The sequence below is a fragment of the Paenibacillus sp. FSL M7-0896 genome (assembly GCF_037975415.1).
Taxonomy (GTDB): Bacteria; Bacillota; Bacilli; order Paenibacillales; family Paenibacillaceae; genus Paenibacillus_AQ; species Paenibacillus_AQ silagei.
Window position 1 is genome coordinate 4,425,267 of sequence record NZ_CP150250.1, and the last position, 13,687, is coordinate 4,438,953.

Sequence of the window (13,687 nt, forward strand, 5' to 3'; positions counted from 1 at the left end):
CTTTCCCGTTCCCTTGAATTACCGTTTAAGCAGGCTCTCGAACGTCTCCTGTGCTTTGCGGCGGATGGCTTCTTCATCAAGTGTCAGGCATTGTCCATGCTTCACAACCTGCTGGCCGTTCACCCATACATGCTCCACATCCTTGGCACTTGCCGAATATACGGCATGGGAGAGCAGATCGGTATGCGGCAGCAGATGAGGCTGGTCAATATCAAGTGCGATGAAGTCGGCCTTCATTCCTGCTGCAAGCCGGCCCACCCCGCTTAGGAAAATAGACTGCGCCCCATACTCCGTAGCCATCAGAAGCGCCTCAGGAGCCGGTACCGCTGTAGGATCACCGCTTACGCCCTTGTGGATCAGAGCCACCAGCCGCATCTCTTCGAACATATCCAGATTGTTGTTGCTCGCCGCACCGTCTGTCCCCAGAGAGACCTTAACCCCGGCTCTCAGCAGCTCAGGAACACGGGCTACCCCGCTGGCCAGCTTCAGGTTACTGCCGGGGTTATGCGACACGCCAACGTTATGGCGGGCCAGGATACCGATCTCTTCATCGTTCAGATGAACCCCGTGGGCAATGAGCGAAGGACGGGTGAACATCCCGAGCTTCTCCAGATGCGCGACCGGACGCAGGCCGTAGTCGGCCACGTTCTGTTCCACTTCATGGCGCGTCTCGGACATATGGGTGTGCATTGGCAAGTCCAGATCATGGGCAGCCTGCACAAACTTCATGAAAAACTCTGGAGGACAGGTGTACGGGGCGTGCGGTGAGAGCATGGTCGTAATTCTGCCGTCAGCCTTGCCGTGCCAGTTACGGGCAAAAGCAATCGCCTCAGCAAGCTTCGCTTGCTGTACCTCTTCCGGGCACAGCCCAATTACGCCGCGCATCAGCACAGCACGAATACCGGACTGCTCCGTTACTTCCGCTACCCGGTCCATATGATCATACATATCGAGGAAGGTGGTTGTGCCGCCCTTCAGCATCTCCAGCACGGACAACGAGGTTCCCCAATATACATCATCACCAGTGAATTTCTCTTCCATCGGCCACATCTTCTCCTGCAGCCAAGTCTGAAGCACCATATCGTCACCGTACCCGCGCAGCAGTGACATTGCAGTATGACCATGGGTATTTACCAGACCAGGCATGAACAGCAGACGGCTGCCGTCTACGACCTGTGCGCCATCCTCCACTACCGGCTCAGCTTCACCTATGTAAGTAATCAAATCATTCTCCAGGGTCATGTACCCGCTCAGTACCGGCTTGTCACTGCCCGGAACCAGGAAGTGCCCATTCTTGATTATCGTGATCTTACTGCTCATCTTCAGCCTCATCCTTTCCATCATGCAAATAATAGGCCAAGCTCTGCAGATCTGTGGTGAAATCTGCGGCATGAATCCGGATATTGGCAGGCGTCTTGAGAATAACCGGTGCGAAGTTCAGAATCGCTTCGATACCGGAATCCACAAGAATATCAGCTACGTTCTGGGCTTCGCTGTCAGGCACGGTAATAATCCCGATCCGGATGCCCTGCGAGCGGATGGTACTGCTTAGCTCCTCCATCGGCTGCACAACCAGCGAGTTGATCTGCTGGCCCACCTTCGGCGGGTAGGCATCGAAGATGGCAGTAATCTTCATCGTATCCTTCAAGTAAGCGTTGTAGTTAGACAAGGCATGACCGAGGTTACCGGCTCCAACCAGTGCAACATTAATTTGCTGGTCAAGCTTCAGGATATGGCGGATCTTCTCAATCAGATAAGATACATCATAGCCGATGCCTTTTCTGCCAAAATCACCAAAATAAGCCAAATCCTTACGGATCTGGGCGGGATTTAGGTCAAGCTTCTGGCCCAGCTCCTGAGAAGAGACTGTGGAGATTTCACGTTTTTGGAGATCGTTCAGGAAACGCAGGTACACTGGGAGCCTGCGCACGACGGCCTCCGATATTTTATCCGATTTCATGTATTCTCCTCCTTAAAAGTTTTGTTAGCCTACACTTCATTCCGTACAATTATAGCAACCGTGCCCCGCCGCCTGCCGGAGTGGCAGGACAGGCGGGAACGGATCTTCAGGATAATCATGACTTATTAATAATAGCAATAGCAGATGAATTAGGAAACCCCGCCGTCATCCAGCCATTCGGCAATTCTCGGGACCATCTGCTCGGTGAGCATATGCTCCATCTTGGGACCGGGGAGCGAGTACAGAAAGTACTTTCCGTAATGCGATTCAATCACTCTGGTATCGTACACAATTACGATGCCCCGGTCCTGCGCCGTGCGGACCAGCCGCCCGAAGCCCTGCTTGAAGCGGATGACAGCCTGCGGCACGGACAGCTTCATGAACGGATTCTTCTTCTGTGCCTGAAGCAGCTCTGACTTCGCTTCTGCCAGCGGGTGATTCGGCGGCTGGAACGGCAGTCTGACAATCGCCAGGCAGGTCAATGCTTCTCCAGGGATATCCACCCCTTCCCAGAAGCTGCTGGTACCCAGCAAGACCGAAGCCGGGCTGTCCTGGAAGCGGCGGATCAGCTTGCTCCGGCTGCCGCCTTCCACACCTTGTCCGAGTACCGCGATATCCTGTGAGGCAAGTGCCTCCTTCAGCGGTTCATACACCTGGCGCAGCATCTTGTAGGAGGTGAACAGCACCAGCATCCGCCCCCGTGTTGTTACAGCTGTCTCGGCAAGGGAGTGCACGAGGGTGTCCACGAAGCGGGCATCCCCAATACTCCCCTTGACGCTCGGGAAGTCCCGGGGAATGACCAGGAGAGCCTGCTCACGATACTTGAATGGCGACGGAAGCAGTGTTGTCATCAGACGCCGCTGCTCTGCAGCCTCGCCAAGACCCAGGTTATCAATCATGAACTGGAAGGATTTATCCACGGATAAGGTGGCCGAGGTCAGGATAATGCTCTTCTTCTTATCGAAGAACAGCTCCCTGAGCTGGGTGCTGACATCTACAGGAACAGCATACATTTGCAGTGACTTGCCCTTATAATTACCGCTTCCCTCCAGCCAATACACGATATTCTCATCGTTCAGACTCATGAAGAAGCGGATCTGCTCTCTAATGGATGCCAGATCCTTGAATAACCCGCCGATATCGGTCACAAGACTGTCTGAGGAGGATTGGCTGTCCGTGTCACGCATCTCACTGAGCATTTTGTCGCCCTTGCGGATGATATCGCTCAGACTGAGGTTCAGTGTATTCTCAAGGGCAGCCAGCTCCTCCCAATCCTTCGGCTTCTTGCCCGGCTGCAGGCGTGCCACCAGCTGACCTGCTTCACCGGCCCCGGCATCGCTGCGCTCAGGCAGCAGGCTGAAGAGCCGGTCGCTGAGCGCATCCCAGGACTCCTTCACCGTCAGCAGATCGGGATAGATCCGGTCGATCACGCCGCTCCATTCGGAAGCCTGCTCACTGCCCGAAGACTGCAGACTCTGGCGGAGGGCAGGCAGCTGCCCGCTCCGGCTATCCTTATAGAGTCGGGTGAGGGTATGGGCGAATGTGAAATATTTCATCTGCATGCCAAGATGCTTGCCGGCAATATCCTCCAGATGATGGGCTTCATCAATTACAAGATGGTCGTAAGCCGGAAGAAGCTGATGCCCGGCTTTGACATCTGCGAACAGCTTGGAGTGATTGGTGACTACCACATCGGAGATCCCGGCTTCATGCTTGGCCCGGTGGTAATAGCATTTGCGGAACCAGGGACAGGCGCGTCCCAGGCAGGAGTCAGTATCACTGGCTACAGTCTCCCAGAAATCGCCGCCCCGTCCGCTTAAGTTAAGCTCCTCATCATCGCCGGTCGTCGTCTGAGTCAGCCAAACGAGCATTTGCGCAGCGGTGAGCGCTTCTTCCCTTGGACTCGTAAAGTCCTTTTTGTTCATTCGATGTTCGAACTTGCGCAGACACAAATAGTGCCCTCTTCCCTTAAAGATGGAGGCCTTGAACGGGAACGGCACAACGCTGGTTAAGAGCGGAATATCCCGCTCCCGCAGCTGGTCCTGAAGGTTAATGGTATGCGTGCTGACCATCACCTTCTGATCACTTTTCACACTATGGTAGATGGCCGGAAGCAGATAACCCAGCGATTTGCCGGTGCCTGTTCCCGCTTCAATCAGCAGATGCTTGTCCTGCTCAAGCGCTGTAATGACCTCATGGATCATCAGCTCCTGGGCTTCTCGGCTCTCATACTGGGGAAGAACAGCCTTCAGCCGCTTGGTTACCTCATCCATATATTCTTCAAAGGTAATATTCTCCAGCGGATTGACGCTTCCTTCCTCCCGTGGCGTAGCCAGCTCTGCCCAGTCCCCAACAGCCAGCGCAAGCTGGCGGTAGAAGCTCAGCTCACCTTCCGGCTGAAAGGTCTCCATCTCCCGCTCCCGCAGCAGACCGTCGAAATACCAGGCCAAATCACTGTCTTCGTCCGCGAACAGCTCATTCAGCCGCTGAATCGTCAAGAGCGGCAGACTCTGCAGCTCTTCCAGACATTTGAGCAGCACAATAGCCGTGGCAAGCGCATCACTGTCCGCCTGATGGGGACGGTCATGCGTAATGCCGAAGTGGCTGCTTACCGCGCCAAGCTGATAGGTGCTCAGCGAGGGAAAGCATATTTTGAGAAAATCGATCGTATCCAGAATCCGCCCCTGAAACGGCAGGTAGCCGCAGCGGTCCAGCGCATTCTGCAAAAAATGAAAATCAAACGCGACATTGTGTCCGACGAGGACTACATCATCCAGCAGCGGCACCAGCTCCATCATCATCTCATCGAGCTCCGGCGCATCCTGTACATCGCTGTCTGTAATTCCGGTCAGGCCCGTAATAAAAGGAGGAATTGGCGCTCCGGGCTTGACATAGGAACCGTACACCCGGGAGATCTGCCCGTCTTCTTCTATAATGGCAAGGCCAACCTGGATGATCTCTCCCACAGATTGGGTTCCCGTAGTTTCAAAATCAAGCACGGCAAATTTCATTATAAGTTCTATTCCCTTTCACTTGAGACTCTTTATCAGCATAACAGAAGTTACGAAAAAAGGCGATGCACACCCCGGGAAGTGGGGCGCATCGCCTAAAGAAACCGAGGATAAATTATAAAAGCGACACCAGCTGATGGCCAAACTCCAGCTTCCCGCCCCGTCTGCGGCACACCTCCAGATTCACGTTCGGCTCCGGCAGATCAGGATCATGCAGCAACGACAGGCTGAACAGCTCACTGGCTTCATTGAAGCGTTCCTGGGAAGCCCGGATACAGCCCAGCGCATTATAGATCATCGCCTTCAGCTTCACCTCACGGATCAGGCCCAGCATGTGATTCAGATGTCCCCAGGCGGTATCGCCTTCTCCCTCCTGCAGATAAGCCATGGCCAGATACAGGCGGGCAGCGAGGCTGTCTGGATACTGTGCCGTAACCTCCCTGAACTGTTCAATGCACTTGCGGTACATCAGCAGCTTATAATAGCCCTGGCCCCTGACAAAAGCATCCATCCCAAGCTCAGGGGCCTCCTCTTCCGGCAGCTCCTCCGGCTGAACCTGAAAATCCGCCTGTTCCCGGAACTCGCTTAGCTTCTCGGCGAAGACCAGCCATTCGTCCATTACATTATCACTGATGCGGTGGAGCATATTATACTTGGATAAAAGATCGCTTCGGCGGGCACCCTCCGCAGTAGGATAGTCGGCTTTGATCTCCTGGAGCATCTTGTTCATCTCAGCAAATAAATGTTGAAACACCGGACATCCCACCCTTACTGATAATGAAGTCAGCTTAAGCTTGCCTTACTTCATTATCAGCAAGTACAGGGGTCTTCATCCCTGCCATTGATTACATGGCTCAAAGCTCAGAATTCAGGCAATCGTCGCGTGAATCTCATGATCCGCCAGCTTCACCGGCTTGTTGCCCGCATCAACGAACACTACAGTCGGCTTGTGCGCCGCCAGCTCCTCGGAGGACATGACAGCGTAGGATATAATAATCACTGTATCGCCAGGCTGTACCAGACGCGCCGCTGCCCCGTTCAGACAAATGACGCCGCTGCCGCGCGGACCTGGAATGACATAAGTCTCCAGACGGGAACCGTTATTATTGTCCACGATCTGCACCTTCTCGTTCTCCAGCAGGTCTGCGGCTTCCATCAGATCTTCATCAATGGTAATGCTGCCCACATAATTGAGATTGGCTTCAGTGACCGTTGCCCGGTGGATCTTGGATTTCATCATATGTCTAAACAAGAGCGTGTGCCTCCTTAGGAATAAATACATTATTATCAATCAGACGGGTTCTGCCGAACTTCACGGCCAGAGCCATTATAACCTCTCCGCCCGCATCCGTCAGCCTGCTGCCGCCTTCCAGTTCTTCCAGATCAGGGAAGGTTAGAATCTCCGCATAATCAATGACCGCAAGCGGCGATTCAGAAATGACCGAGACCAGCAGAGCCCGTGCTTCATCTACGGTACGAATGCTGCCCTCTTCCATAGCCTGGCGCACCTCGCGCAGGGAACGAGACAATACCAGGGCCTGTCTGCGCTCCTCGCTGCTCAGATAGACATTGCGGGAGCTAAGCGCCAGCCCGTCTTCCTCGCGCACAATGGGACAGGCGATAATGTCCACGTTCATGTTAAGGTCAGACACCATCCGGCGGAGAACCGCTACCTGCTGGGCATCCTTCAGTCCGAAGAAGGCGTATTCCGGCTGCACGATATGAAACAGCTTGCTGACCACAGTAGTTACTCCGTCAAAATGTCCCGGACGCGAAGCGCCGCAGAGCTGCGACGTAAGCGAGGAGACCGATACGCCTGTACGGATCGGCTGCGGATACATCTCTTCTACACTTGGGATGAACACCAGGTCCGCACCTTCACGTTCAGCCAGCGCCAGATCACGCTGCTCATCCCGCGGATAGGAAGCAAAGTCCTCATTCGGGCCAAATTGCAGCGGATTGACAAAAATACTCATCACCACCGTGCCGCTCTTCTCCCCTGCCTTACGCAGCAGACTGGCATGTCCTTCATGCAGATATCCCATGGTAGGTACAAAACCAATAGGACCATGGCCCCCTTGACGCATATATTCGAGCGCTTCGCGCAGTTCAGCAATCGTTCGGATCACTCTCATTTTATTTCACTCCTTTGCCGGCATTGCCGTATAAAGATTCCAAAACGGTCTCATCCGCGCTAAAGACATGCTCTTCCGCAGGGAACGAGCGGTCCTTCACTTCCTGTACGTAGCTGGTGATGCCTTCACGAATTAGAGTGCCTACATCGGCGTAGGTTTTGACGAACTTTTTCTCCCGGTAAGGTGAGGCATACCGCAGGACATCATGGAATACCAGAACCTGTCCGTCACAGTAACGCCCGGCACCGATGCCGATGGTCGGTATGCTGACAGCCTTGGAGATGGCTTCTGCCACTTCCTCCGTGACCAGCTCCAGTACAATACCGAATGCCCCGGCTGCTTCCAGTGCCTTCGCTTCGTCCATCAGCCGCTGCGCATCCCTGGCATCCTTCCCCTGAATACGGTAGCCGCCGATCATATTGACCGACTGCGGGGTCAGGCCGATATGGCCGAGCACCGGAACTCCGGCTGCTACTACAGCCGACACTGCGGAGCAGATCTCAAGACCGCCTTCCATTTTGACCGCATGGGCCTGGCCTTCCTGCATCAGTCTTCGCACACCGCGCAAGGTCTCATCCACGCTTCCGTGGTAGGTCATGAACGGCATATCAGCCACTATAAAAGTATTAGGCGCCCCGCGCTTCACCGACCGGGTATGGTAGACCATATCCTCTATGGTAACCGGCAGCGTGGTGTCATAACCAAGCACGACATTCCCCAGGGAATCACCGACCAGAATCAGGTCGATTCCGGCTTCCTCCGCCAGCAGGGCTGAAGGGTAGTCATAAGCGGTCAGCATGCTCAGGGGCACCCCGTCCGTTTTCATTTTTTTCATCTTGATAATATTCAGTGCGTGTTTGTCTGCCATGTCGCTCTCATTCCCCTTTTCCATAAAATACGCGGGTATCCGCGCAAACAAAAAAACCCTTTAGCATGGTCCGCTAAAAAGGTCCGAAGGGCAAAAAAGAGTCACTCGCGATCGTCCCTTCTGTCTCGGTCCTTACGGCTCAGAGCAGAATCCAACGTAACCGTTACATCCAGTTATGAAGGTACATCCGGTAAAAAGGTATCCTGTTAAAAGATACAATTGCGTGAGTACAGCTCGACCATGCGATGCCGCCTCATGAGGACATTATACCAAAAAAACACAAAAATAAACACCTCAAGTGGAAACAGCTTTGCCGTCCTTATAAAAGACGGTACCGTTTCAGCGAGAAATAGAAGGATAAGTTATCGTGTGAAACAGATAGTTCTTATATTTTAAAATATGACATGGCCGCTCCCGTGGTCGTGAGGAGCGGCCTTGTTGACAATTTTCGAACTATATAAATTGCAAAATAATTTCAGAATGTGATGGTCGTGACTCCAGAGAAGTTTTGGGCTTCCGGCCGCTGTTGTCCCCAGATTCCCTGATTTAAACCGCTGTTCGCGGTAGAAATCCGGTGACTAGCTTATGCTTACGATGCGAGCTTTCCTACGGAAAGCTTTCAGGCGGACGCTACCGCTCCTACAGCTCCAAAATTCCCCTCCGCCACTTTTCCCTATCTGTTTAAACATTCTAAAATCCTCTAAAATGCGGCAGTTCCAGCCACCTAGTAGTTCATCAGATCTATACGTATGAGAAATACTTTAACTAATGGCTTGCTGAGGGTTTACCTCACCCTGATTAAGGTGCACGGAGTAGTCTTAGTTGTAATTTGTACAACTAAATCGCCGGATGTGCTGCCGAATCTCTGTTTAGTTGTATTTCCTGCAATTAAAATGCCTCTATTTCTGGATTTTCGCCAATCCGAGCAAATTTAGTTGTACAGACTACAATTAGAAGAGGAAGTCTACCCGTTCCACTGTTTTTATTTGTACAGAATACACTTATCCCTGTTTTTTCGCTACGAACGTAGCTTCATCCCTTTATGGAATGAAATCACTTGTTCAATTCTGATGGTCTACTAGATCATTTCAATTTCGCCGGACAGTACGCTCACTACCTCACCGGATTCATTACGTAACAGCAGCCCGCCGTTATCGCTCAGTCCGACAGCAGTGGCTTCGGTGCGGCCTTGGGGAGTATTCACGTATACCTGACGCCCCAGTGTCACCGACATGGACTCCCACAGCTCCTTCACGGGCTGGAAGCCTTGCTCCATATATACATGATACAAATATTCGAGTTCCTCCAGCACGGCTTCCGCAAGCCTTGTGCGGTCTACAGGAATGCCCCCGCCTTCGATCAGCAGCGATGTACCGATCCCGCGCAGCTCCTCCGGATAGTCTTCCTCCGTCAAATTCGCAGCGATGCCGATACCGGCGATGCAATAATGCAGTCCGCCTTCGCGAAGCGAGGATTCCAGCAGGATTCCGCAGATTTTGCGGCCGCCGGCCAGCAGGTCATTCGGCCACTTGATGCCGGCCGGCACCCCGGTAACCTCACGGATGGCTGTGCAGACAGCCACTCCGGCGAGCAGCGTCAGCTGCGGAGTTAAGGCCAGCGGCAGAGCTGGACGCAGCACCAGGCTCATCCAGATTCCTTTGCCGTGGGGGGAGTGCCATTTACGGCCCATCCGCCCGCGCCCGCCGGTCTGCGCTTCGGCCATGACCGTTGTTCCCTCCGGGGCGCCGCCCTCGGCGAGTAGTTTGGCTTCCTCCTGTGTGGAACCGACAGTATCCAGCCGCTGAATGCCTTTGGCCCAGCCGGGAACGAACGCCTCCCGCTTCAACACACCGGAATGCTGCGCATGACCGCTATTCATCTCTATCCATCCTTTGCGCTGCTTGCAGCAGTAATTGGTTGTCATTGGCAAGGTCACCTGCCGCGACAGCCAGAAGAAGCTGGTTCAGCAATACGCCCAGCCACGGGCCGGGACGCTTCTCCAGCGCCGCTGTCACCTCATGGCCGCTCACCGCCAGCTCAGCGAGCGTACGGATCGGCATCTCTGCGGTCCAGGATCGCAGGAGGCTGGTGGTGACAGGGGGGATGGAGCTTGCCTTTGTAGGCGCGTCAGGGACGCCTGCCGATCTGGCGGGTGCGCCAGCATCTGCGGCAGGGACGTCCTCCGCCGTGGCGGGTGCGACTGCGGCTGTGACAGGGACGCCTGCGGCAGGGCCGCGCGCACCTGCGCCAACAGCGGACGCGGCGTCAGGCCCCGCCGCCTCAAGCAGCGTCAGCCACCCTTCGGCGGCTGACTGGCCATGGCCCAGCACGGCGGCGATCCACCGCCGCCGCAGCCGCTCCCCGGCGCCGGAAGCCTCCGGCCGCGCCGAGGACAATGCCGCGTCCCAGGCTTCGCGGACGCGGAGCACGGCGACGACGCCAGTGCGCGTCGCCCCCGGGAACGTCCATGCCCGCAGGAGCTCATCGGCGCACTGCGCCGACGATCCCAGGGCATGCAGCAGGAGCGCCCAGCGCAGGCGGGCGCTCTCCAGGTTCCCGAGACCGGCGAGGCGGGCGGCGGCAGCCGCCAGGTCCCGGCCGGTCCAGGGGAACGGCGCTTTGCCGCGCGGCAGCAGGCCGCTGCGCAGCAGGAGCCCCAGCCCGCGCTGCGGGTGCGGGCCTTCCAGGATGCGCTCCACCTCGGCGCGCACCCGCTCCACAGCAATATGCGCCAGCTTGTCACGCTGGCGCAGCAGACCGCGCCAGGTATTCTTCGCAATCGCGAAATCCAGCACGGAAGCAAAACGTACGCAGCGCAGCATCCGCAGCGCATCCTCCTCGAAGCGTTCCTCCGCTTCGCCTACACAGCGGATCACGCGGAGCTTGAGATCCCGCTCCCCGCCGAAAGGGTCAATCCGCCCGCCGTCAAGGCCGCAGCAGATGGCGTTGATCGTGAAGTCACGGCGGCGGAGATCCTCCCGCACATCCCTGACGAATACGACATGCTCCGGACGCCGGTGATCGGCATAGCCGCTCTCCGTCCGGTAGGTCGTAACTTCCAGGCTGTAGCCCTCCTGCAGCACAGTGATCGTGCCATGCGCCAGTCCGGTAGGGACGCAGCGCGGAAACAGGGCCATCACCTCCTCCGGCAGTGCGGAGGTAGTGATGTCTATATCATGCACCGGACGGCCCAGCAGCTCATCGCGCAGGCAGCCGCCGACGAAATAAGCTTCATGGCCGCCTGCCACTAGGCCTGCAACAACAGTCCCGGCGGCTTCAGCCATGCCGGGTGGTGCCATTCTCCATTCCATATCGTACTCCTTACCCCAGAATCGGGTCTAATCCGGATACCTTGCGCCCGAGCACACGGTAATAAATATCTTCATATTGATTGGTGATCATATCTCTGCTGAAATCATTGCAGGACCGCTCCAGGCATGCGCGCCGGAAGCTCTCAGCCATCGCCTCATCCGAGAGCAGCCGGACGGCATATTCTGCCATCGATTCCGTATCGCCGACTGGCGCAAGGAATCCGGTCTTGCCATGCTGAATCAGCTCCGGAATCCCACCGGCCTGCGAGCCAATGGTCGGAACGCCGCAGGCCATCGCTTCCAGGGCGACCAGCCCGAAGCTCTCCTTCTCAGAAGGCAGCAGCAGCAGGTCCGCCAGCGAGATCACCTGGGCAATCTCATCCTGCTTACCCAGGAAACGGACATGATCGTCGAGGCCCATCTCGCTGATCTTGGCTTGAATCTTAGGCAGGTCAGGGCCTTCGCCGACCAGCAGCAGCTTGGAAGGCACCTGCCGGTTCACCTTGGCGAACACATCCACCACATCACTCACCCGCTTGACCGGGCGGAAATTGCTGATATGCATCAGAATCTTCTCATCCGGGGCCGCGAAGTCGCCGCGCAGATCCGTTACATCCCGTGGATAATAGACACGCTTATCTACGAAATTATAAGTCAGATCAATTTCACGCGTAATATCAAGCGCCTTGCGGGTCTCCTTGATCAGATCACGGGAGACTGCGGTCACCGCATCACTCTCGTTAATGCCCAGCCGGATCAGATCCTTCAGGGATTCATCCTGGCCCAGCACTGTAATATCCGTACCATGCAGCGTGGTAACCACTTTGATATCATTACCAAGGATCTGCTTGGCCAGAAAAGCACATACCGCATGCGGAACCGCATAATGCACATGGAACAGGTCCAGATTTTGCATTTTGGCTACCTGCGCCATCTTGGTCGCCAGCGCCAGATCATATGGCGGATAGCGGAATACATAATAATCGTTAACCTCTACCTCATGGTAAAAGATATTTTTCTGAAACGTTCCCAGCCGAAACGGGATGCTGTGTGTGATAAAGTGAACCTCATGGCCTTTTTCAGCCAATAGTTTGCCCAGTTCAGTTGCCACCACGCCCGAGCCGCCTAGAGAAGGATAACAAGTGATGCCTATCTTTAGCCGCTCCATAGCTCCGCCCCTTCAATTTTAACTTAAGTCTATTACTTCAAGTAACGATATGAATTAATTATAGTTGTTTTCCGGGCGTTGTCGAGTGGCAACCTCTATTTGCGGGCAGCACTGAACAAATCTACGGTATACGGAACCTTGCCGGCGAACCCTTCGGCATAAGGAATGAGCCTCCGCTGACCGAGCAGCATGTCTCTGGAACGGACGCGTTCGATATACCCTTCCGTCAATGGCGTTGCAACGGCATCTTCACCCGGAGCGAGTCCAAATTGGGAACGGTAGCAGGACAATGCCTGCTCCTTCAGCGGATACTGCGCAGTGACATCTACGATTAGATCCGTCCGTCCAAGATCATTAATAAAGTAGAAATATAACCCAGGCTCGGGGATAGCGGGCTTGTCCGGCATATATTTGCGCAGCTTGGCATTAAATACCGCTTCCTCCACCAGCTTACTGCAGGCAATATGATCAGGATGGCGGTCTTCCCAGTAAGGGGCAAATACCATAGACGGGGCATAGCGGCGGATTTCCGCTGTTACTGCCGCCAAATGGCCCTCTGTCATATACAGGCCACGGTCAGGCAGCCCCAGATTACTCCGCACCTCAGCGCCCAGCACTGCGGCAGCCTGCTGTGCTTCCTGTTCCCGCAGCTCCACCGTGCCGTTCGAGGACATCTCTGCCCGGGTCAGATCGCACATTCCTACCTTGAAGCCGGCAGCAGTATGCTTGGCAATGGTCCCTGCCATGCCGATCTCGGCATCATCTGCATGCGCGCCGAATACCAGAATGTCAAGCTTCATGACTCGTCCACACCCGGCTTGTATTTATGTACCAGCTCACGCCAGCCGAAATCTCCCCGGTCAATCGCCTTCACCAGAATTTCTGCTGTAGCAATATTCGTAGCCACCGGAATCCCGTACACATCGCACAGACGTAGCAGCGCTGTAATATCCGGTTCATGCGGCTGGGCCATCAGCGGGTCACGCAGGAAAATAATTAAATCCAGCTCATCCGTAGCCACCATCGAGCCGATCTGCTGGTCGCCGCCAAGCGGCCCCGACATGTAACGGTGAATGGAGAGCTTGGTCACTTCCATGATACGCTGGCCCGTGGTTCCGGTGGAGAATAATTTATGCCCTTCAAAAACATGCTCATAAGCAGTTACGAAATTAACCATTTCATCTTTTTTGCGGTCATGTGCGATAAAAGCAATTTTCAACATTCTGTTTCTCTC

12 protein-coding genes are annotated in these 13,687 nt (G+C 55.1%); all 12 read right to left on the minus strand.

Annotation, left to right across the window (positions count from 1 at the left end; genetic code table 11):
* Positions 1–18 precede the first annotated feature (18 nt).
* The 12 genes from MKY12_RS19090 to mgsA all read right to left on the minus strand — a co-directional run bounded on the left by MKY12_RS19090 (position 19) and on the right by mgsA (position 13,675).
* Complete coding sequence (locus tag MKY12_RS19090) at positions 19–1,320, minus strand: amidohydrolase (RefSeq protein WP_339249283.1); 1,302 nt, start codon at positions 1,318–1,320, stop codon at positions 19–21.
* A complete protein-coding gene (locus tag MKY12_RS19095) occupies positions 1,310–1,960 on the minus strand; it encodes a redox-sensing transcriptional repressor Rex (RefSeq protein ID WP_036698060.1) in 651 nt (216 codons plus the stop codon). The genes MKY12_RS19090 and MKY12_RS19095 overlap by 11 nt, the downstream gene beginning before the upstream one ends.
* 149 nt (positions 1,961–2,109) lie before the next feature.
* Complete coding sequence (gene dinG, locus MKY12_RS19100) at positions 2,110–4,971, minus strand: ATP-dependent DNA helicase DinG (RefSeq protein WP_339249286.1); 2,862 nt, start codon at positions 4,969–4,971, stop codon at positions 2,110–2,112.
* A gap of 115 nt (positions 4,972–5,086) precedes the next feature.
* Positions 5,087–5,725, minus strand: a complete 639-nt coding sequence (locus MKY12_RS19105; RefSeq protein WP_036727236.1) for a hypothetical protein — start codon at positions 5,723–5,725, stop codon at positions 5,087–5,089.
* 114 nt (positions 5,726–5,839) lie between these two features.
* On the minus strand, positions 5,840–6,223 hold the full coding sequence (gene panD, locus MKY12_RS19110) for an aspartate 1-decarboxylase (RefSeq protein ID WP_036727238.1): 384 nt from the start codon (positions 6,221–6,223) through the stop codon (positions 5,840–5,842).
* Positions 6,216–7,106 (minus strand): pantoate--beta-alanine ligase, encoded by an 891-nt coding sequence (gene panC / locus MKY12_RS19115; protein ID WP_339310358.1) that lies wholly within the window; start codon positions 7,104–7,106, stop codon positions 6,216–6,218. Before panC ends, panD begins: the two co-directional genes overlap by 8 nt.
* A 1-nt stretch (position 7,107) precedes the next feature.
* Positions 7,108–7,974, minus strand: coding sequence for a 3-methyl-2-oxobutanoate hydroxymethyltransferase (panB, locus tag MKY12_RS19120; RefSeq protein ID WP_339310360.1), 867 nt, complete (start codon positions 7,972–7,974; stop codon positions 7,108–7,110).
* A 1,078-nt stretch (positions 7,975–9,052) separates the two neighbouring features.
* A complete protein-coding gene (locus tag MKY12_RS19125; protein WP_339310362.1) occupies positions 9,053–9,853 on the minus strand; it encodes a biotin--[acetyl-CoA-carboxylase] ligase in 801 nt (266 codons plus the stop codon).
* Positions 9,846–11,285, minus strand: a complete 1,440-nt coding sequence (locus MKY12_RS19130; protein ID WP_339310363.1) for a CCA tRNA nucleotidyltransferase — start codon at positions 11,283–11,285, stop codon at positions 9,846–9,848. Before MKY12_RS19130 ends, MKY12_RS19125 begins: the two co-directional genes overlap by 8 nt.
* Before the next feature lie 10 nt (positions 11,286–11,295).
* Positions 11,296–12,453, minus strand: a complete 1,158-nt coding sequence (gene bshA, locus MKY12_RS19135) for an N-acetyl-alpha-D-glucosaminyl L-malate synthase BshA (RefSeq protein WP_036727254.1) — start codon at positions 12,451–12,453, stop codon at positions 11,296–11,298.
* A 95-nt stretch (positions 12,454–12,548) separates the two neighbouring features.
* Entirely contained in the window at positions 12,549–13,253 is a 705-nt protein-coding gene (bshB1, locus tag MKY12_RS19140) for a bacillithiol biosynthesis deacetylase BshB1 (RefSeq protein WP_339310364.1), read from the minus strand.
* Positions 13,250–13,675, minus strand: a complete 426-nt coding sequence (gene mgsA, locus MKY12_RS19145; protein WP_036727258.1) for a methylglyoxal synthase — start codon at positions 13,673–13,675, stop codon at positions 13,250–13,252. The genes bshB1 and mgsA overlap by 4 nt, the downstream gene beginning before the upstream one ends.
* Between the last annotated feature and the right edge of the window lie 12 nt (positions 13,676–13,687).

Excerpts from the sequence above, each read along its gene's own strand:
- MKY12_RS19090 (WP_339249283.1), bottom strand. The coding sequence starts at position 1,320 with ATGAGCAGTAAGATCACGATAATCAAGAATGGGCACTTCCTGGTTCCG.
- MKY12_RS19095 (WP_036698060.1), bottom strand. The coding sequence starts at position 1,960 with ATGAAATCGGATAAAATATCGGAGGCCGTCGTGCGCAGGCTCCCAGTG.
- dinG (WP_339249286.1), bottom strand. The coding sequence starts at position 4,971 with ATGAAATTTGCCGTGCTTGATTTTGAAACTACGGGAACCCAATCTGTG.
- panC (WP_339310358.1), bottom strand. The coding sequence starts at position 7,106 with ATGAGAGTGATCCGAACGATTGCTGAACTGCGCGAAGCGCTCGAATAT.
- panB (WP_339310360.1), bottom strand. The coding sequence starts at position 7,974 with ATGGCAGACAAACACGCACTGAATATTATCAAGATGAAAAAAATGAAA.
- MKY12_RS19125 (WP_339310362.1), bottom strand. The coding sequence starts at position 9,853 with ATGAATAGCGGTCATGCGCAGCATTCCGGTGTGTTGAAGCGGGAGGCG.
- MKY12_RS19130 (WP_339310363.1), bottom strand. The coding sequence starts at position 11,285 with ATGGAATGGAGAATGGCACCACCCGGCATGGCTGAAGCCGCCGGGACT.
- bshA (WP_036727254.1), bottom strand. The coding sequence starts at position 12,453 with ATGGAGCGGCTAAAGATAGGCATCACTTGTTATCCTTCTCTAGGCGGC.
- bshB1 (WP_339310364.1), bottom strand. The coding sequence starts at position 13,253 with ATGAAGCTTGACATTCTGGTATTCGGCGCGCATGCAGATGATGCCGAG.
- mgsA (WP_036727258.1), bottom strand. The coding sequence starts at position 13,675 with ATGTTGAAAATTGCTTTTATCGCACATGACCGCAAAAAAGATGAAATG.